Here is a 22,814-nt window from a genome sequence, read left to right on the forward strand (position 1 = left end):
CTGATCAATGGCTAGGTTTACCCACACCATCGCCCACATGACCTGGAGCTTCGACAGCCTGCGCGAGCTGATGGCCAAGGCCAGCCCGGCGCGCTCCGGTGACTACCTGGCCGAAGTGGCCGCCGGCAGCGATGCCGAGCGCGCCGCTGCCCAAATGGCGCTGGCCAATGTGCCGCTCAAGCACTTCTTGCAGGAAGTGCTGATTCCTTACGAAAGCGACGAAGTCACCCGGTTGATCATCGACAGCCACGATGCCGAGGCATTTTCGGTGGTCAGCCACCTGACCGTGGGCGGCCTGCGCGACTGGCTGCTCAGCGAACAGGCCACCGAGGCCAGCCTGAAAGCACTGGCGCCCGGCCTGACTCCGGAAATGGCCGCCGCCGTGTCGAAGATCATGCGCATCCAGGACCTGGTGCTGGTCGCGCAGAAAACCCGCGTCGAAACCCGTTTTCGCAACACTCAAGGTTTGCGCGGGCGAATGTCGACCCGCTTGCAGCCCAACCACCCCACCGACGATCCGGCCGGCATCGCCGCCAGCATCGTCGACGGTCTGCTGTACGGCAACGGCGACGCCATGATCGGCATCAACCCGGCCACCGACAGCATGAGTTCGATCTGCACGCTGGTCGAGATGCTCGACGCGATCATCCAGCGCTACCAGATTCCGACCCAGTCGTGCGTACTGACCCACGTCACCAGCTCCATTGCCGCCATCGAGCGCGGCGCGCCGCTGGACCTGGTGTTCCAGTCGATTGCCGGCACCGAGGCCGCCAACGCCAGTTTCGGCGTCAGCCTCAAGGTGCTGCAGGAAGGCTATGAAGCCGGGCTGAGCCTCAAGCGCGGCACACTGGGCAACAACCTGATGTACTTCGAAACCGGCCAGGGCAGCGCCCTGTCGGCCAACGCCCACCACGGCGTCGACCAGCAGACCTGTGAAACCCGCGCCTATGGCGTGGCCCGGCATTTCAATCCGTTTCTGGTCAACACCGTGGTCGGCTTCATCGGCCCCGAGTACCTGTACAACGGCAAGCAGATCATCCGCGCCGGCCTTGAAGATCACTTTTGCGGCAAGCTGCTCGGTGTGCCGATGGGCTGCGATATCTGCTACACCAACCACGCCGAAGCCGATCAGGACGACATGGACGTGCTGCTGACCCTGCTGGGCGCCGCCGGGATCAACTTCATCATGGGCATTCCGGGCTCGGACGACGTGATGCTCAACTACCAGACCACCTCGTTCCACGATGCGCTGTATGCGCGCAAGGTGCTGGGCCTGCATGCCGCACCGGAGTTCGAGCAATGGCTGGCGCGTATGGGCATCTTCCAGCAGCAAGGCGGTCAACTGCGCATGGGTAACGAACTGCCGCCGGCATTTCGTCAGGCTTTGGCGCAACTGGCTTAAGAGGTGGACATGACCGACCAATCCCCCGCGACCGAAAACCCCTGGCAGCAACTGCGCCAATTGACGCCTGCACGCATTGCACTGGGGCGTGCAGGCACCAGCCTGCCCACCGCCGCGCAGCTCGATTTTCAGTTCGCCCACGCCCAGGCCCGCGACGCGGTACACCTGCCGTTCGACCATGCCGGCCTGCGTGACGAACTGCACGAACGAAAATTCGACACGCTGCTGGTGCACAGCGCCGCGCCCGACCGCCACACCTACCTGCAACGCCCGGACCTGGGCCGCAAGCTCAACGAAGAATCGGCGCAGGCGCTGGATGACTATGCGGCGCAACAGGGCAAGGGTTATGACCTGGCCATCGTGATTGCCGACGGGCTGTCGTCACTGGCCGTGCGCCGCCACAGCGTGGCGTTTCTCGACAAGCTGCTGGAGCAGGTCACCGAAGCCGGCTGGTCGCTGGCGCCGATTACTCTGGTCGAACAGGGCCGGGTGGCGGTGGCCGACGAGGTCGGACAACGGCTGGGGGCGAAGATGAGCGTGATCCTGATCGGCGAAAGGCCGGGGCTCAGTTCACCGGACAGCCTGGGCTTGTACTTCACCTACGGGCCTAAAATCGGCCTCAACGATGCGTACCGCAACTGCATTTCCAACGTGCGACTTGAAGGCCTGAGCTACAACATGGCGACCTTCCGCCTGATGTACCTGATGCGCGAAGCCTGCCGCCGCCAGCTCTCCGGCGTCGACCTGAAGGACGAAGCCGAAGTGCCGGTGCTGGATAACAGTGGGCCGGGGAATTTTCTGCTCAGCGATGGTCGTTGATCAGCGGTGGTATTGAGCCGACAGCTCATGCACCGCGTTGATGAAAGCGCCGGCATGCGCCGGGTCGACTTCCGGGGTGATGCCGTGGCCGAGGTTGAACACGTGGCCGGTGCCGTGGCCGTAGCTGGCCAGAATGCGCCCCACTTCCTGGCGAATGGCTTCGGGACGGGCGTAGAGCACGGTCGGGTCCATGTTGCCTTGCAGCGCAACCTTGTCACCGACCCGGGCGCGGGCCTGGCCGATGTCGCAGGTCCAGTCCAGGCCCAGCGCGTCGGCACCGGCGTCGGCAATGCTCTCCAGCCACAGACCGCCGCCCTTGGTGAACAGGATGACCGGGACTTTACGGCCATCGTGTTCGCGAATCAGGCCGCTGACGATCTTGCGCATATAGGCCAGTGAGAACTCCTGATACGCCGCCGCCGAAAGGCTGCCGCCCCAGCTGTCGAAGATCTGCACGGCTTGCGCGCCGGCACGGATCTGGCCGTTCAGGTAGGCGGTGACCGACTGCGCCAGCTTGTCGAGCAGCAGGTGCATGGCGCGTGGATTTTCGTAGAGCATGGCCTTGGACTTGCGGAAGTCCTTGGACGAGCCGCCTTCGACCATGTAGGTCGCCAGGGTCCACGGGCTGCCGGAGAAACCGATCAGCGGTACGCGGCCATTGAGTTCGCGATGAATGGTGCTGACCGCGTCCATCACATACCCCAGGTCCTTGTGTGGATCGGGGATCGGCAGGGCTTCGATGTCGGCCAGGGTGCTGACGGTTTTCTTGAAACGCGGGCCTTCGCCGGTCTCGAAATACAGGCCCAGGCCCATGGCATCGGGAATGGTCAGGATGTCGGAGAACAGGATCGCGGCGTCCAGCGGATAACGCTCAAGCGGTTGCAGGGTGACTTCACAGGCGAACGCGGGGTTCATGCACAGGCTCATGAAATCGCCGGCCTTGGCACGGCTGGCGCGGTATTCCGGCAGGTAGCGACCGGCCTGGCGCATCATCCAGACCGGAGTCACATCCACGGGTTGCTTGAGCAGGGCACGAAGGAAACGGTCGTTCTTCAGGGCAGTCATGTCGGCATCCGCAATAAAAGTGCCGGCATTAAAGCAGTCTCAAGCTGCAAGCTTCAAGCGCCAAGCTACAAGTGGATCGTGTCCAGCTTGCAGCTTGATGCTTACCACTTGTAGCTGGCGTCTTCAGACGCCCAGATAATCGAGGATGCCTTCGGCGGCGTTGCGGCCTTCGAAGATGGCGGTCACGACCAGGTCGGAACCGCGCACCATGTCACCACCGGCGAAGATTTTCGGGTTGCTGGTCTGGTGCTTGAACTTGCCTTGTTCAGGCGCCACGACGCGGCCCTGGCTGTCGGTGCGGATGTCGAACTGCTCGAACCATGGCGCCGGGCTTGGGCGGAAGCCGAAAGCGATGACCACAGCATCGGCCGGGATGATCTCTTCGGAACCCGGAATCGGCTCGGGGCTGCGACGGCCACGGGCGTCAGGCTCGCCCAGACGGGTTTCGACGACTTTGACGCCTTCGACCTTGTCTTCGCCGACGATGGCGATTGGCTGGCGGTTGTAGAGGAATTTCACGCCTTCTTCCTTGGCGTTCTTCACCTCTTTGCGCGAGCCGGGCATGTTTTCTTCGTCGCGGCGATAGGCACAGGTCACGGCCTTGGCGCCCTGGCGGATCGAGGTACGGTTGCAGTCCATCGCGGTGTCGCCGCCGCCCAGAACCACGACCTTCTTGCCCTTCATGTCGATGAAGTCTTCCGGGGCCTTTTCAAAGCCCAGGTTGCGGTTGACGTTGGCGATCAGGAAATCCAGTGCGTCGTAGACGCCCGGCAGGTCCTCACCGGCAAAGCCGCCCTTCATGTAGGTGTAAGTGCCCATGCCCATGAACACGGCATCGTATTCGGCGAGCAACTGCTCGAGGGTCACGTCCTTGCCGACTTCCATGTTCAGGCGGAACTCGATGCCCATACCGGTGAAGACTTCACGGCGGTGGCTGAGCACGCTCTTTTCCAGCTTGAACTCGGGGATGCCGAAGGTCAGCAGACCGCCGATTTCCGGGTTCTTGTCGAACACCACCGGCGTCACGCCGCTGCGCACCAGCACATCGGCGCAGCCCAGGCCCGCAGGACCGGCACCGATAATCGCCACGCGCTTGCCGGTCGGCACCACGCGCGACATGTCCGGGCGCCAGCCCATGGCGAAGGCGGTGTCGGTGATGTACTTCTCGACCGAGCCGATGGTCACGGCGCCAAAGCCGTCGTTCAGGGTGCAGGCCCCTTCACACAGACGGTCTTGCGGGCACACGCGGCCGCAGACTTCCGGCAGGGTGTTGGTCTGGTGCGACAGCTCGGCGGCGGCCAGGATGTTGCCTTCCGACACCAGCTTGAGCCAGTTGGGAATGAAGTTGTGCACCGGGCACTTCCATTCGCAATACGGGTTGCCGCAACCCAGGCAACGGTGCGCCTGGTCGACGGACTGCTGGGGCTTGAAAGGTTCGTAGATTTCCACGAACTCTTTCTTGCGCTGACGCAGCAGCTTCTTCTTCGGATCTTTACGTCCGACATCAAGGAACTGGAAGTCGTTACTCAGACGTTCAGCCATTTTTTGCCCCTCAGGGCAGCTTCAAGCGTCAAGCTTCAAGCTGCAAGAATCACGTTCTAATCAAAGTGCAATCGGCTGCAAGCTTGTAGCTTCAAGCTTGCAGCTTAGAGCTGCTTATTGTGGGTTGGCGCGGGTGCTGGACAGCAGCGACTTGAGGCTGGCGGCCTTTGGCTTGACCAGCCAGAAGCGACGCAGGTAGTCGTCCAGGTTCTCGGCCAGGTTGCGGCCCCACTCACTGTCGGTCTCGGCGACGTACTCGTTCAGCACGCTCTGCAGATGGGTGCGGTAGGCCTCCATCGCTTCGCCGCTGATGCGCTGGATCTCGACCAGTTCATGGTTTACGCGGTCAACGAAGGTGTTGTCCTGGTCCAGAACGTAGGCGAAACCACCGGTCATGCCCGAGCCGAAGTTGTAGCCGGTTTTACCCAGTACGCAGACGAAACCGCCGGTCATGTATTCGCAGCAATGGTCGCCCGTGCCTTCAACCACGGTGTGGGCACCGGAGTTACGCACCGCGAAACGCTCACCCGCCGTGCCCGCTGCGAACAGCTTGCCGCCGGTAGCACCGTACAGGCAGGTGTTGCCGACGATGGCGCTTTCCTGGCTCTTGAACGGGCTGCCTTTTGGCGGAACGATCACCAGCTTGCCGGCGGTCATGCCTTTACCGACGTAGTCGTTGGCGTCGCCTTCGAGGTACATGTTCAGGCCACCGGCGTTCCACACCCCGAAGCTCTGCCCGGCAGTGCCCTTGAAGCGGAAGGTGATCGGTGCCTTGTTCATGCCCTGGTTGCCGTGCAGCTTGGCGATTTCGCCGGAGATGCGCGCACCGATGGAGCGGTCGCAGTTGCAGATGTCGAGCTCGAACTCACCACCGCTCAGCGATTCGATGGCCGGCTTGGCCATCTCGACCATTTTCTCGGCCAGCAGGCCTTTGTCGAACGGCGGGTTGCGGTCGACCAGGCTGAACTGCGGCTTGTCGGCCGGAATGTAGTCGCTGCCCAGCAATGGCGTCATGTCCAGGTACTGTTGGCGCTCGGTCTCGCCCGGCAGAATATCGAGCAGGTCGGTACGGCCGATCAGCTCTTCCAGCGAACGCACGCCCAGGCGGGCCAGCCACTCGCGGGTTTCTTCAGCGATAAAGGTGAAGAAGTTGATCACCATGTCGACGGTGCCGATGTAGTGATCCTTGCGCAGCTTGTCGTTCTGCGTCGCCACGCCGGTGGCGCAGTTGTTCAGGTGGCAGATGCGCAGGTATTTGCAGCCCAGGGCGATCATTGGCGCGGTACCGAAGCCGAAGCTCTCGGCACCGAGGATGGCCGCCTTGATGACGTCGAGACCGGTTTTCAGGCCGCCGTCGGTCTGTACCTTGACCTTGCCACGCAGGTCGTTGCCGCGCAGGGTCTGGTGGGTTTCGGCAAGACCCAGTTCCCATGGGGAACCGGCGTACTTGATCGACGTCAGCGGCGAAGCACCGGTGCCGCCGTCGTAGCCGGAAATGGTGATCAGGTCGGCATAGGCCTTGGCCACGCCAGCGGCGATGGTGCCCACGCCGGCTTCGGCGACCAGTTTGACCGAGACCAGTGCTGCCGGGTTGACCTGCTTGAGGTCGAAAATCAGCTGCGACAAGTCTTCGATCGAGTAGATGTCGTGGTGCGGCGGTGGCGAGATCAGGGTCACGCCCGGTACGGCATAGCGCAGCTTGGCGATCAGGCCGTTGACCTTGCCGCCAGGCAACTGACCGCCTTCGCCGGGCTTGGCGCCCTGGGCGACCTTGATCTGCAGTACGTCGGCGTTGACCAGGTATTCGGGGGTGACACCGAAACGGCCAGTAGCGATCTGCTTGATCTTGGAGCTGCGGATGGTGCCGTAGCGCGACGGGTCTTCGCCGCCTTCACCGGAGTTGGAACGCGCACCCAGGCGGTTCATGGCTTCGGCCAGCGCTTCGTGAGCCTCTGGCGACAGCGCACCCAGCGAGATACCGGCCGAGTCGAAGCGCTTGAGGATGGCTGGCAGCGGTTCGATGTCGTCCAGGCTCAGCGGCTGCTCAAGGGTCTTGACCTTGAGCAGGTCGCGCAGCATCGACACCGGCCGCTGGTCGACCAGCGCCGTGTATTCCTTGAATTTCTCGTAGTTGCCCTGCTGCACAGCGGCTTGCAGGGTGTTGACCACGTCCGGGTTGTAGGCGTGGTATTCACCGCCGTAGACGAACTTGAGCAGGCCGCCTTGCTGGATCGGCTTACGCGCGCTCCAGGCTTCGGTGGCCAGCAGCTTCTGGTCGGATTCGAGGTCGACGAAGCGTGCGCCTTTCAGGCGGCTCGGTACGCCACGGAAGCTGAGGTCGCAGACTTCTTCGGACAGGCCGATGGCTTCGAACAGCTGCGCGCCACGGTACGAGGCAACGGTCGAGATGCCCATCTTCGAGAGGATCTTGAGCAGGCCCTTGGTGATGCCCTTACGGTAGTTCTTGAACACCTCATAGAGGTCGCCCAGCACTTCACCGGTACGGATCAGGTCGCCCAGCACTTCGTAGGCCAGGAACGGGTAGACCGCCGAAGCACCGAAGCCGAGCAACACGGCGTAGTGGTGCGGGTCGCGGGCAGTCGCGGTTTCGACCAGGATGTTGCTGTCGCAGCGCAGGCCTTGCTCGGTCAGGCGGTGGTGCACGGCACCGGTGGCCAGCGACGCATGCACCGGCAGCTTGCCCGGCGCGATGTGGCGGTCGGTGAGGACCAGCAGGGTGCGACCGGCGCGAACGGCTTCTTCGGCCTGATCGGCGATGTTACGCACCGCCGCTTCAAGACCCAGGCTTTCGTCGTAGTTCAGGTCGATGATCTGGCGCTCGAAGCCTGGACGGTCCAGGTTCATCAGCGAGCGCCACTTGGCAGGCGAAATGACCGGCGAGCTGAGGATCACCCGCGAGGCGTGCTCTGGCGATTCCTGGAAGATGTTGCGCTCGGCGCCCAGGCAGATTTCCAGGGACATCACGATGGCTTCGCGCAGCGGGTCGATCGGCGGGTTGGTGACCTGCGCGAACTGCTGGCGGAAATAGTCGTACGGCGAGCGCACGCGACGCGACAGCACGGCCATCGGCGTGTCGTCACCCATGGAGCCGACCGCTTCCTGGCCCTGCTCACCCAGCGGACGCAGCACCTGGTCACGCTCTTCGAAGGTGACCTGGTACATTTTCATGTACTGCTTGAGCTGGTCCTGGTTATAGAAGGCCGAACCGTGGTCGTTGTCTTCCATGGTCGCCTGGATGCGCAGGGCGTTCTTGCGCAGCCATTGCTTGTACGGGTGACGCGACTTGAGACGGTTGTCGATGGCGTCGGTGTCCAGCACCTGGCCGGTCTCGGTGTCGACGGCAAAGATCTGGCCTGGGCCGACGCGGCCCTTGGCGATCACGTCTTCAGGGGTGTAGTCCCAGACACCGATTTCCGACGCCAGGGTGATGTAGCCGTTCTTGGTCATGACCCAGCGCGCCGGGCGCAGGCCGTTACGGTCGAGCAGGCAGACTGCGTGGCGACCTTCGGTCATCACCACACCGGCCGGGCCGTCCCATGGCTCCATGTGCATGGAGTTGTATTCGTAGAAGGCACGCAGGTCCGAGTCCATGGTGTCGACGTTCTGCCACGCTGGCGGAATGATCATCCGCACGCCACGGAACAGGTCGATGCCACCGGTGACCATCAGTTCGAGCATGTTGTCCATGCTGGAGGAGTCGGAGCCGACGCGGTTGACCAGCGGGCCGAGTTCTTCCAGGTCCATCAGGTCGTTGGCGAACTTGGTGCGCCGCGCCTGGGCCCAGTTACGGTTGCCGGTGATGGTGTTGATCTCGCCGTTGTGGGCGAGCAGGCGGAACGGCTGGGCCAGCGGCCACTTGGGCATTGTGTTGGTCGAGAAGCGCTGGTGGAACACGCAGATCGCGGTTTGCAGGCGCTCATCGCCCAGGTCCGGATAGAAGGCTGCCAGGTCGGCAGGCATCATCAGGCCCTTATAAATGATGGTCTTGTGCGAGAAGCTGCAGATGTAGTGCTCGGCGTCCTGGGCGTTGGCAACCGAGGAACGGCGACGGGCGCTGAACAGCTTGACCGCGAATTCCTGATCGCTCAGGCCTTCACCGCCGATGAACACCTGCGCGATGCGCGGCAGACGCTCCAGTGCCAGACGGCCCAGCACGCTGGTGTCGATCGGCACTTCGCGCCAGCCGACCAGTTGCAGGCCTTCGGCAAGGATTTCGCGATTCATGTGTTCGCGAGCGACCTGAGCCTTGTCGGCATCCTGGTTGAAAAACACCATGCCGACCGCGTACTGGCGCGGCAGGTCGACGGCAAACTGCTCGCGGGCTACGGCGCGCAGGAACAGGTCGGGCTTCTGGATCAGCAGGCCGCAACCGTCACCGGTCTTGCCGTCGGCATTGATGCCGCCACGGTGGGTCATGCAGGTCAGGGCTTGCATGGCCGTCTGCAACAGGTGATGACTGGCCTCGCCCTGCATGTGGGCGATCAGGCCGAAACCACAGTTAGCCTTGTATTCATCCGGATGGTACAGACCTGCTTTCATAGACACTTTCTCACCAGGCTGCCTGGGTTAGAGGCAAATTCTTGATCAACCAACCACCTATCACGCCGAACGTACGCCGGCTTTGGAGAGGCAAAAAGGAGGCCATTGTACACAGCGACTTAAGAGCTCACAAATTTAATGACTATTAAGTGAAATAGCATGTCGCATTTATGAATCTTTTAAAGCGACCACGTGTGATACGTCAAACATATTTTCGCTGTTTGGCGCAGAGACTGCCGTAAGGTAGGGAGAGGGGCACAGACACCGAAAGGCACGCCACTGTGAAGTGGTGCGCCTTTCAGGGGAGAAGCGAGGTTGTCGGATCAGCGACTGGCGCCGAGCTCTTGCTGGATGCTGGCGACAGTGCGAGGCCAAGGTTTACCAGCCTGGACCTTGGCTGGCAAGTTTTTGATGGCTTCTTGTGCAGCGGTGCGGTCGGAGAAATTACCGTAGGTCACCACAAACAGCGGCTTGCCCTGCAGGGTTTTCTTGAAATAACGGTACTCGCCGCCCTGCTCGGCAATGTAGGCCTGGGCCGTTGCCTCGGAGCTGGTGCCCAGAATCTGTACCACGTAGCGACCTGGCGCCTGACTGCCGTACCAGCTGCCGCCAGCTGCCGGCTTGGCAGCGGCAACCGGTTTTTCGACCGGTTTGGCCGGCGCTGCCGGAGCAGGCGCTGGCGCTGGCGCCGGAGCAGGTGCAGGCTTCGCTGCCGCTACCTGAGGTTGAGGTGCCGGCGCCGGAGCTGGCCTGGCAGTGGCAACCTGGGTCTGCGGGGCTGGCGCAGGCGCTGGCCGTGCCGGCTGGGCAGGGGCTGGCGCAGGGGTTGCCGACGCAGGTGGTTGAATGGAAGAACGCGGCACCTGCGCCACTGGCTGGCTCGGCGATGCGCCGGCGCCAGCAGTCACGGTCGGCGGATGGGCCGGTGAGGTAGACGGCACGCTGTCTTCATCGCCATCACCGGAGCCTGCCGCTTCTGCAAGCGGGCCACGCATGACCGGCTGAGAGTTTCCGCCCAGTGGCAATGGCACAGGCTGGGAATTACCGGCAAATTCGATGGCCGGGCCACCGTTGTTGGATTGCGCGTTGCCTGGTGTACCCTGCCCCAGCGGCAACTGGGCCTGGGCATTGGCAGGCGCCTGACCGGACTCGGGCGTCTTGCTGCCCCCCGGAATCAGTACCGCAGCCGCGACCGCCGCGATCACTACGGCGCCTAGAGCCACTATGTGTTTCTTCGGCATGTTGAACCCCACACTAGGGCGTTTGACCGCAGAGCGACTCGCGATCATCGCCTCGATCATTGAATCGCGGGCCACCTGGTTGATGATCCCAGGCCAGCCATCGGACTGTTCATGAATATCGGCAATCTGCTCGGCACTCAGCAGGGCAATACCCTGCCCGGCGCCGTCCAGGCGTTGTGCCAGGTATTCACGGGTTTCATCTTCGTTGTAGGGCTGCAATTCGATGACATGAAAGCGTTCGCCATCGGCACCGGCAGGTAACTGGCCACATACCTGATCAAGACGGTCGAGCAACGAAGCCTCGCCGAACAGGAATACATGCGGATGCCCTTCAGGCACACCCACAGACAACCCCAGCAGGGCTTCGAGCGCAGAATTGTCCAGTTGTTCCGCATCGTCGACGAGAACGTAGACTTCCTGGCCGGTCAGGGCCAGTTGCACCACCTGGTAGAGGATCGACTGCAAATCGCCACGAGCAAGGCCCAGCGACTGCGCCATCTGCTGCAGAACGCCCGCTGCGTCGCCGGCGCCACGCGCCGAAATCACGACACTTTGCACCGACTGCTTGTTGGTGCTGGCCACCAGCGCCTGACGCAACAAGGTCTTGCCACTGCCCTGAGGCCCGGTCACCGCCAGCAGCAACTGGCTGTAGCGCGCCAGGTGATGGAGCTGCCCCAGCACCGGCTTGCGCTGGGCCGGGAAGAACTTGAAGCCCGGCACCCGTGCTGCAAAAGGGTCATGGCTTAACTGGTAGTGGCCGAGAAAGGCCTCGTCGGCGTGCAAACTAGTCATCGGCTTTCCATTAACCTCTAAGCTGATCCACCAGGGCGCTGTAGTCCGCAACCAGGGTGGCCTGTAGTACTTCACGTGGATAGTCGTCGGTAATGACGGCTTCGCCCAACCGGTTCAGCAATACCAGGCGCAGACGGCCATCGATCACCTTCTTGTCGACTGCCATGTGTTCCATGAACTGCGCTTCATTCATTTGCGCCGGCGGCACCACCGGCAAGCCGGCGCGCACCAGCAGACGAATACCACGGTCGCGGTCGCCGGCACTGATCCAGCCCAGGCGCGTGGACATTTCCAGTGCCATGACTATGCCGGCCGAGACCGCCTCGCCATGCAGCCAGACACCGTAACCCATTTCGGTTTCGATGGCGTGGCCAAAGGTATGGCCCAGATTCAGTGTGGCGCGGATGCCCGACTCGCGCTCGTCGGCGCCGACCACACGAGCCTTGGCCGCGCAGGAGCGTTCGATGGCGGCCGTCAGGGCAACCTGGTCGAGGCCGCGCAACGCTTCGAGGTTTTCTTCAAGCCAGGTCAGGAACGGCTCGTCGCAGATCATGCCATACTTGATGACCTCGGCAAGGCCCGCCGACAGTTCGCGCTCAGGCAGCGTCACCAGCGAACGAGTATCTATCAGAACCACGGAGGGCTGGTAGAAAGCCCCAATCATGTTTTTGCCCAGCGGATGGTTGATACCGGTCTTGCCGCCCACCGAGGAGTCGACCTGCGACAGCAGGGTGGTCGGGATCTGGATGAAGTTCACCCCGCGCTGGTAACAGGCGGCGGCAAAGCCTGCCATGTCGCCGATCACGCCGCCGCCCAGGGCGATGACCGTGGTGCGCCGGTCGTGCCGGGCGCCGAGCAGGCCGTCGAACACCTGTTGCAGGGTTTCCCAGTTCTTGAACGCCTCGCCATCGGGCAGCACGATCGGCAGCACCTTGTAGCCCGCCAGGGTCCGGGTCAGACGTTCGAGATAAAGCGGGGCAACCGTCGTATTGGTCACGATAGCCACCTGACGCCCGACAATGTGCGGTGTCAGCAGCTCGGGCTGGTCCAGCAGACCTTCGCCAATATGAATCGGATAACTACGCTCGCCAAGCTCGACCTTAAGTGTCTGCATGTGTCCCCACATTGATTACCGGTTGGACGGTGTGCGTGCATTCGGGCACTGCACAGGCCGCCACTGTTTCGCTGGTCGCCGAGGATAGCGCATTTTGCGCCATGCTTTAACGGGGCGGAAGCTCTGCCAGACGGGCCAGAATCTCCAGAACCACCATTCGCGGTGGCCGTTCGTCGGTTTCGATTATTACGTCGGCAATTTCCCGGTACAGCGGGTCGCGCAGGCTCAGCAAGTCCGCCAGGACCTTGGCCGGATTGGCGGTACGCAGCAAAGGCCGATTGCGGTCACGGGCGGTGCGACTGACTTGCTGCTCGACCGAGGCGTGCAGGTATACCACACGCCCGCCGTCATGCAGCGCCTTGCGATTTTCGCCACGCATCACCGCACCGCCACCCGTCGCCAGCACCAGACCGTCGGACAGGCACAGTTCCTCTATCACCGCTTGCTCGCGGTCACGAAAGCCAGGCTCGCCTTCCTTGTCGAAGATCCACGGGATATTGGCACCGGTACGCTGTTCGATTTCCTTGTCGGAATCCTTGAAAGGAAGCCGCAGTTCTTTGGCCAGCAAACGTCCGATAGTGCTCTTACCCGCGCCCATCGGCCCCACAAGTATTAGATTTCGCACAGAATCAACGACTCACAGCAATCGCCTGGTTATTCATGATGCGCGGTGTGAGGAAGACCAGCAGTTCGGACTTGGCCTCTGACACCACGTCACGCCGAAAAAGGCGGCCAACATACGGCACATCGCCAAGAAATGGCACTTTTTCTACAACTTTACTTTGCGTGTTGGAAAACACACCACCAATAACGATGGTCTCGCCATCGGAAATCAGCACCTTGGCGTTGACCTCGTTTTTCTTGATTGGCGGTATGCCGTTCAAGGCATTGAGGTAGTCGGGCTCGTCCTTGGTGACCTTGACCTCCATGATGATGCGGTTGTCCGGGGTGATCTGCGGGGTCACTTCAAGCGACAGCGAGGCCTCTTTGAAGCTCACGCTGGTGGCGCCGCTGGAGCTGGCTTCCTGGTAAGGAATCTCGGTGCCCTTGAGGATCTTGGCCGTCTCTTTGTCGGAGGTCACGACCTTGGGCTGGGAGACGATTTCACCATTACCGGTTTTTTCCATGGCGCTGAGTTCAAGGTCGATCAACGTGTTGTTGGTCACGAACCCAAGGCCGAACCCGGACGTCGCATCGGCAGCGCCAAGGTCGACGAACGGAATGTTTCGGGTCAGGTCCGTACCGGTGTTACCCGCCTCGTCGCCGTTGTCATCCAGACCATAGGTCGTCCACTTGCCACTGCCGCTGGTTCTGGAGCCACCCCAGCGTACGCCGAGCGCCTTGTCATAACCGACGTTGGCCTCGACGATACGCGCCTCGATCATCACCTGACGCACCGGAATATCCAGTTGCGAGACGATGCGCCGCAGTTCGTCCAGGCGGTCCTGGGTCTGGTAGGCAATGATGTTGTTGGTGCGGTCATCGACCGTGATCGAGCCACGCTCTTCGTTCTTGGCCTCGGCGCTGGTGACCGACTGGAACAGCTTGGCAATGTCGGCAGCCTTGGCGTAATTGACCTGCAGCAGCTCGCGGCGCAGCGGCGCCAGCTCCAGGATCTGTTTCTGCGATTCAAGCTCCTGGCGCTCGCGGGCGGCGATCTCGTCGGCCGGCGCGACCAGCAACACGTTACCGACCTTGCGTTGAGCCAGGCCCTTGGTCTTGAGTACCAGGTCCAGCGCCTGGTCCCACGGGACGTTTTGCAGGCGCAGGGTAATACCGCCCTGTACCGTGTCGCTGGCCACCAGATTGAGGTTGGTGAAGTCGGCGATCAGTTGCAGCACCGAGCGTACATCGATGTCCTGGAAGTTGAGCGAGAGCTTCTCACCGGTGTACACCGGCTTGTCGAGGGCGCGGCGTGCCTGGTCGTCGCGGGTCAGCTGACGGACACTGATGGTCAGGCGGTTATCGCTCTGGTAAGCCGAATAATCGTAGGCCCCCGAGGCCTCGATGTTGATGCTGGCCTGGTCACCCGAGGTAGTGGCGGTGACGAACTGCACCGGTGTAGCAAAATCCTTGACGTCCAGCCGCACGCGCAGGGCATCGGGCAACTGGGTCTTGGCGAAGTCGACCCGGATCTTGCCGCCCTGCTCCTGGATATCCGGGGCAACAGTGGCGTTGCTCAGGTCGATGAGGATGTTGCCCTCACCCAGCTCGCCACGCTGAAAATCGATATTGCGCACCGCCTTGGCTCCCGGCGGTACTGCCGCGCGCAGGGTCGCGGTGGCCGGTACCGGAATGGGCGTTGCGACGCGCGGAGCGCCTTTTGCAGTGCTTTGCACAACAGGCTGCGTGGCGGCAGCACTCTGACCGATGACCACGAACAGGTTATTGCCTTCGACCCGCGTGGTGTAGGGCGCCAGCGAGGTCAGGTTGACGATCACCCGCGTGCGGTCCTGGGCCTGAACCACCATGACGCTGCGTGCATTGCCGGCCCCCAGGTCGCGACTGCGGCTGGCCAGCTCGCTGCTGACCCCGGGCAGGTCGAGCGCAATACGCGCCGGCTGGTCAGTGGTATAGCCACGGGGTGCCGGCACCGGAGCATCGAACCCCAGCTTCAACTCGATGCGATCACCGGGCAGTGTCGCAACATCCAGGGTCTTGAGACTGGCAGCCTGGAGAATCGGCGACACCATCGCGATCCATAGCGATGCGCTGACAATCGAGAGAATCCTGATCATGTTCAATTTCCGTTGTGCGGTGCTTTGCATGCTTGGCCTTGCCCGTTTCAAGAGCGTTCATTGAGGGAGATCGTACGCGGCCTTTCCAGCCAGCCCCCCTCACCATCAGGAACTATTTCGATGACATCGACCTGCAGATCGCCGACCGACACGACCCGGCCGTGGTTGCGGCCCAGGTAATCGCCTACTTTGACGCGATGAACGCCACCGCCGCCGCGCAGCAGTGCAAATGTACCCGAAGCATTGCCCAGGGTTCCGACCATCTCGAACAACTCGATATTAAAGCCTTCCAGAAATTGCTTGACCCGGGTTTCGTCGGGCTTTACCTGGCGCGAGCCTTTCTGGCGATTGAGCGGGTCGATTTTCACCGGCGGCTGAAACGGGCTGCGCAGGCTGGCGGCGTTATAGGTGAAGGCCTCGTAGGGCCTGAACTTGGGCAGCGGTTCGATGGCGCCGGTCGGCCGTTTGCGGGCCTCTTCGACAAACGAAGACAGGTCGGTGAAATCGTCGCTGCCACCACAGCCGGCCAGCCCCAGCAGCACCATGCTGACGCACATCAGACGCGCCATGCTCATTTCTTCAACCCTTCATCGTTGTAGCGATAAGTCTTGGCCAGGATGCTCATGCGCAACTTCATCGGGCTCTTGTCGACCGGTTTTATATCGAAATTGTGCAGCGTAACGATACGCGGCAGGCTGGCCACACCACTGACGAACGTCGCCAGGTCGTGGTAACTGCCCTGCACAGTGATCTGTATCGGCAGCTCGATGTAAAACTGCTGGGCCGCTTCGGGCAACAGTTTGATTTCTTCGAACTCAAGTCCACTGCCCAGGCCGGTACGGGTGATGTCTTCAAGCAGGCCCGGTACCTCGGTGTCACTGGGCAACTGCCGCAGCAGGGCACCGAAGGTGTCTTCCATCTCGGTCATCTGCTTCTTGTAAGGCTCGAGGTTCGCAGCCTGGAAGGCCTTGCTGGTGTACTGCTCCTTGAGCTGTGCCTCAGAGGCACGGGCGCCGTCGAGCTGGGCTTCGAGGTCTTGTATGTAAAAGAAGTAGCCCAAAGCCAGCACCAGAACCATCAACAGGACACAGGTCACGCCCTTGACGGCCGCCGGCCATGAACCCAGGTTGTTCACGTCCAGCTCGCCCAGATCGACCTTGCGCAGGCTTTCCAGCCATTCGGAGACATTCATGGCTTGGCTCCCTCTATAGAGGGCTGGGTCTGGCGAACGGTCAACTGGAAGGCATTGGCCTGATCGGGCGCGGCGCTGGCCTTGACCTCATTGAGAATCGGCCCTTCCAGCCAGTCGGAGGCTTCCAGATTACGCATCAGGTCGGACACCCGGTTGTTCGATTCGGCGATGCCGTTGATCGCGATCACGTTGTCGAGCATTTTGATATCGGTGAAATAAACGCCATCGGGCAAGGTGCGCACCAGTTGATCGAACACACGGCCAATGATCGGCCGGTTGCCCTGCAGGTCCTGGATGATTTTCATCCGTTCGAGCAACTGCTTGCGGCGCGCTTTCAACTCGCTGATTTCCTTGATGCGCGCATCGAGCTGCACCAGTTCACCCTGCAAAAAGGTATTGCGCGCCGTTTGATGGGTAATCGCCCGGCTCAGGGTCTGGTCGATCAGCAGGACGATGCCTACCGCCACCACCAATACACCGACGAGGGCGGTGATAAAGCGTTTTTTGCGCTCTTCGCGCTGCTGTTCGCGCCAGGGTAGAAGGTTGATCCGTGCCATCAGTCGAAACTCCTCAACGCCAGACCACAGGCAAGCATCAGTGCCGGTGCATCGCTGGCCAGGGCGCCAGCATTGACCTTGGCGCTCAGCGCCATGTCGGCGAAGGGGTTGGCAACCATGGTCGGCATGCCCAGGCGTTTCTGGATCAAGTGTTCAAGACCTGCAATCGAGGCCGAACCGCCGGCCAGCATGATGTAGTCCACCGCGTTGTATTGCCCGGCGGCGAAGAAAAACTGCAGCGAACGGGAAACCTGTTGCACCAGCGCATCCTTGAAAGGCTCAAGCACTTCGCTGACGTAATCGTCGGGCAGACCGCCCTGCTTCTTGGCCAGCCCCGCCTCGCCCACCGACAAGCCGTAGCGGCGCTGGATCTCTTCGGTCAGTTGCTTGCCGCCGAACAGTTGCTCGCGGGTATAGATGATGCGCCCCTGGTGCAAAACGCTGAGGGTGGTCATGGTCGCGCCGATATCGACCACCGCGACGGTGAGCATTTCATGGCCCTTGCCCAGTTGCGCCGACAGCAGCCCGAACGAGCGCTCCAGCGCATAGGCTTCGACATCGACCACCCGCGCCGTCAGCCCGGCCAGGGCCAGAGCGGCCTCACGGACCTCGACGTTTTCCTTGCGGCACGCGGCCAGCAAGACATCCACGCGCTCAGGGTTGCGCGCCGAATAGCCTTGGACCTCGAAGTCGATGGCCACCTCTTCCAGCGGATAGGGAATGTACTGGTCGGCCTCCAGCTTGAGCTGGTTTTCCATGTCGTCGTCGGACAGGCCGGCGTCCATCTCGATGATCTTGGTGATCACCGCAGAACCCGCCACGGCCACCGCTGCACTTTTGACCGAGGTGCGGGCCTTGACCAGCACGCGAGTCAGGGCATGACCGACACCCTCGAGTTCGGCGATGTTCTTTTCGACCACGGCATTGGCAGGCAAGGGTTCGACCGCATAGGACTCGACCTTGTAGCGGTTACCGGAACGGCTCAATTCGAGGAGCTTTACCGATGTGGAGCTAATATCGATCCCTAGAAGGGCGTTGGCCTTCTTACTGAAGAGTTCGAACACAACCTGATTCCTATGCCTTTGCGTCACTAACGAAGTGTTTTGCGGCCAGCAGCGCTGTCGACCGCCTTGACAGTAGCGCAAATCCCGCCCGGACACGAAAAATGCTTATAATGCCCGGCGCTTTTTTAAACACCAAAGGCTTACAACTGTATTCAATTGTTAAAGCCTGCGCCCACTCATTCTTTTTCTGGAAATCCAAAAGCCTTGATACGCCTGCTGAAGTTTTTCTGGTGGTCCATCGTCGCGGTGATCTGTGCCCTGGTGCTGGGTCTGAGCGGTGCCTTCCTCTACCTGAGCCCTAACCTGCCCTCGGTAGAAGCGCTGCGCAGCATTCAGTTGCAGATCCCGCTGAGGATCTACAGCAGCGATGGCAAACTGATCGCCGAATTCGGTGAAATGCGCCGCACACCGGTACGTTTCGCCGAGATTCCTACCGACTTCATCAACGCCCTGCTGGCCGCCGAGGATGACAACTTCGCCAACCACTATGGCGTCGACCCCACGGGCCTGGTGCGCGCAGCCAGCGAACTGGTCAAGAGCGGGCATATCCAGTCGGGCGGCAGCACGATCACCATGCAGGTCGCGAAAAACTTTTTCCTGACCAGCGAGCGCAGCTTTTCGCGTAAAACCACCGAGATCCTGCTGGCCCTGCAAATCGAGCGGCAACTGACCAAGGACGAGATCCTGGAGTTGTACGTCAACAAGATTTACCTGGGTAACCGCGCCTACGGTATCGAGGCGGCGGCGCAAGTCTACTATGGCAAATCGATCCGTGACGTCAGCCTTGCACAAATGGCCACTATTGCCGGCCTGCCCAAGGCACCGTCGCGCTTCAACCCGCTGGCCAACCCGGTGCGCGCCAAAGAGCGCCGCGACTGGATTCTGGGGCGCATGTATCACCTGGGCAAGATCAATCAGACGGCTTACCAGGCAGCCCTCGCCGAGCCGATGAACGCCAGCTATCACGTGCCGACGCCGGAAGTGTATGCGCCTTATATTGCAGAAATGGCCCGCGCCGAAATGGTCGGTCGCTACGGCAGCGAGGCGTACACCGAAGGTTTCCGGGTCACCACCACGGTGCCCAGCGACCTGCAGGAACACGCCAACGATGCCGTACGCCAAGGCCTGATCGAGTATGACCAGCGCCATGGCTACCGTGGCCCGGAAAGCCGTTTTGCCGGCGCAACCCGTGCTGTCTGGGCTCAGGAACTGGGCAAGCAACGCCCGATCAACGGCCTGGAGCCGGCGATCGTCACCCAGGTCGACAAGACCGGCCTGCGCGTCCTGACCCGCAATGGCGAAAAAGAAGAATCCGTCGACTGGGCCAGCATGAAATGGGCACGGCCTTACCAGAACACCAACAGCATGGGCGCCACGCCACGCCAGACCAGCGATGTGGCTCAGGTCGGCGACCTGATCCGCGTGTTGCGCCAGCCCGACAACAGCCTGAAATTCAGCCAGGTGCCTGCCGCGCAAAGCGCGCTGGTCTCGCTTGACCCGCGCAACGGTGCGATTCGCGCCCTGGTCGGTGGCTTCTCGTTCGAGCAGAGCAACTACAACCGCGCCATGCAGGCCAAGCGTCAGCCGGGTTCTAGCTTCAAGCCGTTCCTGTACAGCGCCGCCCTGGACAACGGCTACACCGCCTCCAGCCTGGTCAACGATGCACCGATCGTGTTCGTCGACGAGTACGTCGACAAGGTCTGGCGCCCGAAAAACGACAACGGCACCTTCCTTGGTCCGATCCGCCTGCGCGAAGCGCTGTACAAGTCGCGCAACCTGGTGTCGATCCGCCTGTTGCAGCAACTGGGCATCGACACCTCGATCGACTACATCACCCGCTTCGGCTTCGCCAAGCAGGACCTGCCGCGCAACCTGTCGCTGGCACTGGGCACCGCAACGCTGACGCCGATGGAAATCGCCACCGGCTGGAGCACCTTCGCCAACGCCGGCTACAAGATCAGCCCGTACCTGATCCAGAGCATCGACAACCGCGACGGCCAGCTCCTGTTCACTGCCAACCCGCCAACGGTGCCGGCCAACGAAGTCAAGGCGGCGCCAAACACCGCCACCTTTGCGGTACACGACACGCCAGGCATCGTCGCCAGCGCACCCGGCAGCGAGCCTCAGGCGCCGGCCGTCGCCGAGCGTATCGTCGACAGCCGCACCACCTACATCCTCAACAGCATGCTCCAGGACGTCATCAAGCGCGGCACCGCCCGCCGTGCGCTGTCGATGAATCGCCCGGACATCGCCGGCAAGACCGGCACCACCAACGAGTCCAAGGACGCCTGGTTCTCCGGCTACAACGCCGACTATGTGACCACGGTGTGGAGCGGCTTCGATCAGCCTGAAAGCCTGGGTCGCCACGAGTTCGGCGGCACCGTTGCCCTGCCGATCTGGATGGACTACATGAGTGCCGCGCTCAAGGACAAGCCACCGCACCAGCAACCCGAGCCGGACGGCATCCTCAGCCTGCGCGTCGACCCGTTCAGCGGCCGCGCGGCTGGCCCGAACACGCCGAATGCGTTCTTTGAGCTGTTCAAAAGCGAGGACACGCCGCCGAGCGTCAACGAAATGGGCGGCAGCGCACCGGGCAGCCCGCTGCCGGCGGACGAATCCGCCCCAATTGACCTGTTTTAAAGCAGCCACAAGCGGCAAGCTACAAGCGGCAAGAAGGAGCAGTCCGGGTCGTGCTGACTGCTGTGCTTCTAACTTGCAGCTTGAAGCTTCCCCAATAAAAAACCCCGGCCAATGGCCGGGGTTTTTTATTGGGGCTTGCAGCTGCATTTAGCCATTGAAGACTTCATCAACGCTGGTCAGCGGGTAGTGCTTTGGATACGGCAGGGTGGCAACGCCGCTCTCGATAGCCGCTTTGGCCACCGCTTCCGAGATCACGCCCAGCAGGCGGCTGTCCAGTGGCTTTGGAATGATGTATTCGCGGCCGTATTTCAGTTCGATGCCGCCATAGGCGTCGCAGACGTCCTGAGGCACAGGCAGCTTGGCCAGTTCGCTCAGGGCGTTGGCAGCGGCGATTTTCATTTCTTCGTTGATGCGCTTGGCGCGAACGTCCAGGGCACCACGGAAGATGAACGGGAAGCCCAGTACGTTGTTGACCTGGTTCGGGTAGTCCGAACGACCGGTGGCCATGATCACGTCGCTGCGCGTGGCATGGGCCAGCTCAGGAGCGATTTCAGGATCCGGGTTCGAGCAGGCGAACACGATCGGGTCCTTGGCCATCAGGTTGAGGTTTTCAGCGCTCAGCAGGTTTGGACCCGACAGGCCGACGAATACGTCAGCACCTTCCAGCGCGTCGCTGAGGGTGCGTTTTTCGGTGGCGTGGGCAAACTGAGCCTTGTACTGGTTCAGGTCGGTACGGCCGGAATGAACGACACCGGTACGGTCGATCATGAAGATGTTTTCGATCTTCGCGCCCATGCTTACCAGCAGCTTCATGCAGGAGATGGCCGCAGCGCCGGCGCCCAGGCAGACGATCTTGGCGGTGTCGAGGCTTTTGCCGACGATTTCCAGGGCGTTGATCATGCCGGCAGCGGTGACGATCGCGGTGCCGTGCTGGTCATCGTGGAACACCGGGATGTCGCACTGCTCGATCAGGGCCTTTTCGATCTCGAAGCACTCGGGTGCCTTGATGTCTTCCAGGTTGATGCCACCGAAGGTGATCGAGATGCGCTTGACGGTGTCGATGAAAGCCTGCGGGCTTTCGGAGTCGACTTCGATGTCGAACACGTCGATACCGGCGAAACGCTTGAACAGAACCCCTTTGCCTTCCATGACCGGCTTGGAGGCCAGAGGGCCCAGGTCGCCCAGACCCAGAATGGCTGTACCGTCGGAAATGACTGCTACCAGGTTGCCTTTACCGGTGTACTTGTAAGCCAGCTCGGGATCGCGGGCAATTTCACGTACAGGTTCGGCAACGCCTGGGCTGTAGGCCAGGGACAGGTCACGGGCAGTAGCAGTTGGCTTGGTGAGCTCTACACTCAGCTTTCCTGGACGAGGATTGGCATGGTATTCGAGCGCAGCGGTTTTCAGATCGGACATTTTATAGGATTCCGCTTTTTTCTATGGACAGACGGACCGCCGAGGATACGCAAGATGCAGAATCCTAACAAGACTGGGTAGTCACTGCTGTCAAGAGGGCGGATGGTTGGATTGCAATTGTGGAATAGTTTATGTCGCACCCGTACAAAACCGGCGCCGGGTGCGCTGGCGATAGCCGGATTACCATAGCCCACAAACGAAAAAGGCGCCCGCAAGGGGCGCCTTTTCCAGCAGCCTGGAGATGCCCGAAGGGCAGTCCGTGGCAACCGGTCTTACTTGGTTTTCGGCGCGCCGAAAGCACCAAAGCGGGACTTGAAGCGGTCAACACGACCACCGATGTCCAGAGTCTTCTGCTTGCCAGTGTAGAACGGGTGGCATTCGTTGCACACGTCCAGGCTCAGAGGCTTGTTCAGAGTGGAACGGGTCTTGATGACGTTGCCGCAGCTGCAGGTGGCGTCGATTGGCTCGTAAACTGGATGGATATCGGCTTTCATGGGAACTTCCTCAGGCTTGCGAGCCGCCACCCGACACTATTGTCGGATACCGCACGCGAAATAGGCGGCGGATGTTACCAGACAATTGCCATTACGCAAATGCACGCGCATGCCGGTCGTCAGCCCGGGCAGGCTGTCTGCTAAGATCGCCGCTCGTTCAGCCTGCTTGTCATATAGG

Annotated in this window: 16 protein-coding genes; 3 read left to right on the forward strand and 13 right to left on the reverse strand. The window is 61.6% G+C overall.

Annotated features, from left to right (window positions below; genetic code table 11):
- Positions 1 to 7: 7 nt before the first annotated feature.
- Both ACYP2A_RS17135 and eutC read left to right on the forward strand, forming a co-directional pair.
- Positions 8 to 1,402 (forward strand): ethanolamine ammonia-lyase subunit EutB, encoded by a 1,395-nt coding sequence (locus ACYP2A_RS17135; protein ID WP_459746782.1) that lies wholly within the window; start codon positions 8 to 10, stop codon positions 1,400 to 1,402.
- A gap of 9 nt (positions 1,403 to 1,411) precedes the next feature.
- Positions 1,412 to 2,221 carry an ethanolamine ammonia-lyase subunit EutC gene (gene eutC / locus ACYP2A_RS17140; RefSeq protein WP_459746784.1) on the forward strand — a complete coding sequence of 270 codons (810 nt, stop codon included), beginning with the start codon at positions 1,412 to 1,414 and terminating at the stop codon, positions 2,219 to 2,221.
- Here eutC and hemE read toward each other — a convergent pair whose 3' ends face one another.
- The 11 genes from hemE to ACYP2A_RS17195 all read right to left on the reverse strand — a co-directional run bounded on the left by hemE (position 2,222) and on the right by ACYP2A_RS17195 (position 18,086).
- Positions 2,222 to 3,286 (reverse strand): uroporphyrinogen decarboxylase, encoded by a 1,065-nt coding sequence (hemE, locus tag ACYP2A_RS17145; RefSeq protein WP_459746785.1) that lies wholly within the window; start codon positions 3,284 to 3,286, stop codon positions 2,222 to 2,224.
- A gap of 123 nt (positions 3,287 to 3,409) precedes the next feature.
- Positions 3,410 to 4,828, reverse strand: coding sequence for an FAD-dependent oxidoreductase (locus tag ACYP2A_RS17150; protein WP_459746787.1), 1,419 nt, complete (start codon positions 4,826 to 4,828; stop codon positions 3,410 to 3,412).
- Positions 4,829 to 4,942: 114 nt separating this feature from the next.
- Positions 4,943 to 9,388 (reverse strand): glutamate synthase large subunit, encoded by a 4,446-nt coding sequence (gltB, locus tag ACYP2A_RS17155; protein WP_459746789.1) that lies wholly within the window; start codon positions 9,386 to 9,388, stop codon positions 4,943 to 4,945.
- A gap of 323 nt (positions 9,389 to 9,711) precedes the next feature.
- Positions 9,712 to 11,421, reverse strand: a complete 1,710-nt coding sequence (locus ACYP2A_RS17160; RefSeq protein WP_459746790.1) for an ExeA family protein — start codon at positions 11,419 to 11,421, stop codon at positions 9,712 to 9,714.
- Positions 11,422 to 11,431: 10 nt separating this feature from the next.
- Entirely contained in the window at positions 11,432 to 12,535 is a 1,104-nt protein-coding gene (aroB, locus tag ACYP2A_RS17165) for a 3-dehydroquinate synthase (RefSeq protein WP_459746791.1), read from the reverse strand.
- 106 nt (positions 12,536 to 12,641) lie between these two features.
- A complete protein-coding gene (gene aroK, locus ACYP2A_RS17170; RefSeq protein ID WP_459746793.1) occupies positions 12,642 to 13,160 on the reverse strand; it encodes a shikimate kinase AroK in 519 nt (172 codons plus the stop codon).
- A 4-nt stretch (positions 13,161 to 13,164) separates the two neighbouring features.
- Positions 13,165 to 15,273: a type IV pilus secretin PilQ gene (gene pilQ / locus ACYP2A_RS17175; protein ID WP_459746794.1), complete on the reverse strand. Its 2,109-nt coding sequence runs from the start codon at positions 15,271 to 15,273 to the stop codon at positions 13,165 to 13,167.
- Between the two features lie 47 nt (positions 15,274 to 15,320).
- Positions 15,321 to 15,848, reverse strand: a complete 528-nt coding sequence (gene pilP, locus ACYP2A_RS17180) for a type 4a pilus biogenesis lipoprotein PilP (RefSeq protein ID WP_459746795.1) — start codon at positions 15,846 to 15,848, stop codon at positions 15,321 to 15,323.
- Positions 15,845 to 16,465 (reverse strand): type 4a pilus biogenesis protein PilO, encoded by a 621-nt coding sequence (gene pilO / locus ACYP2A_RS17185; RefSeq protein ID WP_459746796.1) that lies wholly within the window; start codon positions 16,463 to 16,465, stop codon positions 15,845 to 15,847. The genes pilP and pilO overlap by 4 nt, the downstream gene beginning before the upstream one ends.
- Positions 16,462 to 17,022: a PilN domain-containing protein gene (locus ACYP2A_RS17190; RefSeq protein WP_459746797.1), complete on the reverse strand. Its 561-nt coding sequence runs from the start codon at positions 17,020 to 17,022 to the stop codon at positions 16,462 to 16,464. The genes pilO and ACYP2A_RS17190 overlap by 4 nt, the downstream gene beginning before the upstream one ends.
- Positions 17,022 to 18,086, reverse strand: coding sequence for a pilus assembly protein PilM (locus ACYP2A_RS17195; protein ID WP_459746798.1), 1,065 nt, complete (start codon positions 18,084 to 18,086; stop codon positions 17,022 to 17,024). Before ACYP2A_RS17195 ends, ACYP2A_RS17190 begins: the two co-directional genes overlap by 1 nt.
- Positions 18,087 to 18,293: 207 nt before the next feature.
- On the opposite strand from ACYP2A_RS17195, the gene ACYP2A_RS17200 reads away from it, so the two are divergent.
- Positions 18,294 to 20,726, forward strand: a complete 2,433-nt coding sequence (locus ACYP2A_RS17200) for a penicillin-binding protein 1A (RefSeq protein ID WP_459746927.1) — start codon at positions 18,294 to 18,296, stop codon at positions 20,724 to 20,726.
- Between the two features lie 147 nt (positions 20,727 to 20,873).
- On the opposite strand, the gene ACYP2A_RS17205 is transcribed toward ACYP2A_RS17200, so the two are convergent.
- Positions 20,874 to 22,142 (reverse strand): malic enzyme-like NAD(P)-binding protein, encoded by a 1,269-nt coding sequence (locus ACYP2A_RS17205; protein WP_459746799.1) that lies wholly within the window; start codon positions 22,140 to 22,142, stop codon positions 20,874 to 20,876.
- A gap of 272 nt (positions 22,143 to 22,414) precedes the next feature.
- Entirely contained in the window at positions 22,415 to 22,636 is a 222-nt protein-coding gene (gene rpmE / locus ACYP2A_RS17210; RefSeq protein WP_459746800.1) for a 50S ribosomal protein L31, read from the reverse strand.
- Positions 22,637 to 22,814 lie beyond the last annotated feature (178 nt).

Source organism: Pseudomonas sp. 3A(2025), from assembly GCF_054589175.1.

What these genes read in the sequence shown, in the direction of transcription:
- pilQ (WP_459746794.1), bottom strand. Translation starts at nt 15,273, where the DNA reads ATGATCAGGATTCTCTCGATTGTCAGCGCATCGCTATGGATCGCGATG.
- ACYP2A_RS17190 (WP_459746797.1), bottom strand. Translation starts at nt 17,022, where the DNA reads ATGGCACGGATCAACCTTCTACCCTGGCGCGAACAGCAGCGCGAAGAG.
- eutC (WP_459746784.1), top strand. Translation starts at nt 1,412, where the DNA reads ATGACCGACCAATCCCCCGCGACCGAAAACCCCTGGCAGCAACTGCGC.
- aroB (WP_459746791.1), bottom strand. Translation starts at nt 12,535, where the DNA reads ATGCAGACACTTAAGGTCGAGCTTGGCGAGCGTAGTTATCCGATTCAT.
- hemE (WP_459746785.1), bottom strand. Translation starts at nt 3,286, where the DNA reads ATGACTGCCCTGAAGAACGACCGTTTCCTTCGTGCCCTGCTCAAGCAA.
- pilO (WP_459746796.1), bottom strand. Translation starts at nt 16,465, where the DNA reads ATGAATGTCTCCGAATGGCTGGAAAGCCTGCGCAAGGTCGATCTGGGC.
- ACYP2A_RS17160 (WP_459746790.1), bottom strand. Translation starts at nt 11,421, where the DNA reads ATGACTAGTTTGCACGCCGACGAGGCCTTTCTCGGCCACTACCAGTTA.
- rpmE (WP_459746800.1), bottom strand. Translation starts at nt 22,636, where the DNA reads ATGAAAGCCGATATCCATCCAGTTTACGAGCCAATCGACGCCACCTGC.
- ACYP2A_RS17135 (WP_459746782.1), top strand. Translation starts at nt 8, where the DNA reads ATGGCTAGGTTTACCCACACCATCGCCCACATGACCTGGAGCTTCGAC.
- pilP (WP_459746795.1), bottom strand. Translation starts at nt 15,848, where the DNA reads ATGAGCATGGCGCGTCTGATGTGCGTCAGCATGGTGCTGCTGGGGCTG.
- ACYP2A_RS17150 (WP_459746787.1), bottom strand. Translation starts at nt 4,828, where the DNA reads ATGGCTGAACGTCTGAGTAACGACTTCCAGTTCCTTGATGTCGGACGT.
- ACYP2A_RS17205 (WP_459746799.1), bottom strand. Translation starts at nt 22,142, where the DNA reads ATGTCCGATCTGAAAACCGCTGCGCTCGAATACCATGCCAATCCTCGT.
- gltB (WP_459746789.1), bottom strand. Translation starts at nt 9,388, where the DNA reads ATGAAAGCAGGTCTGTACCATCCGGATGAATACAAGGCTAACTGTGGT.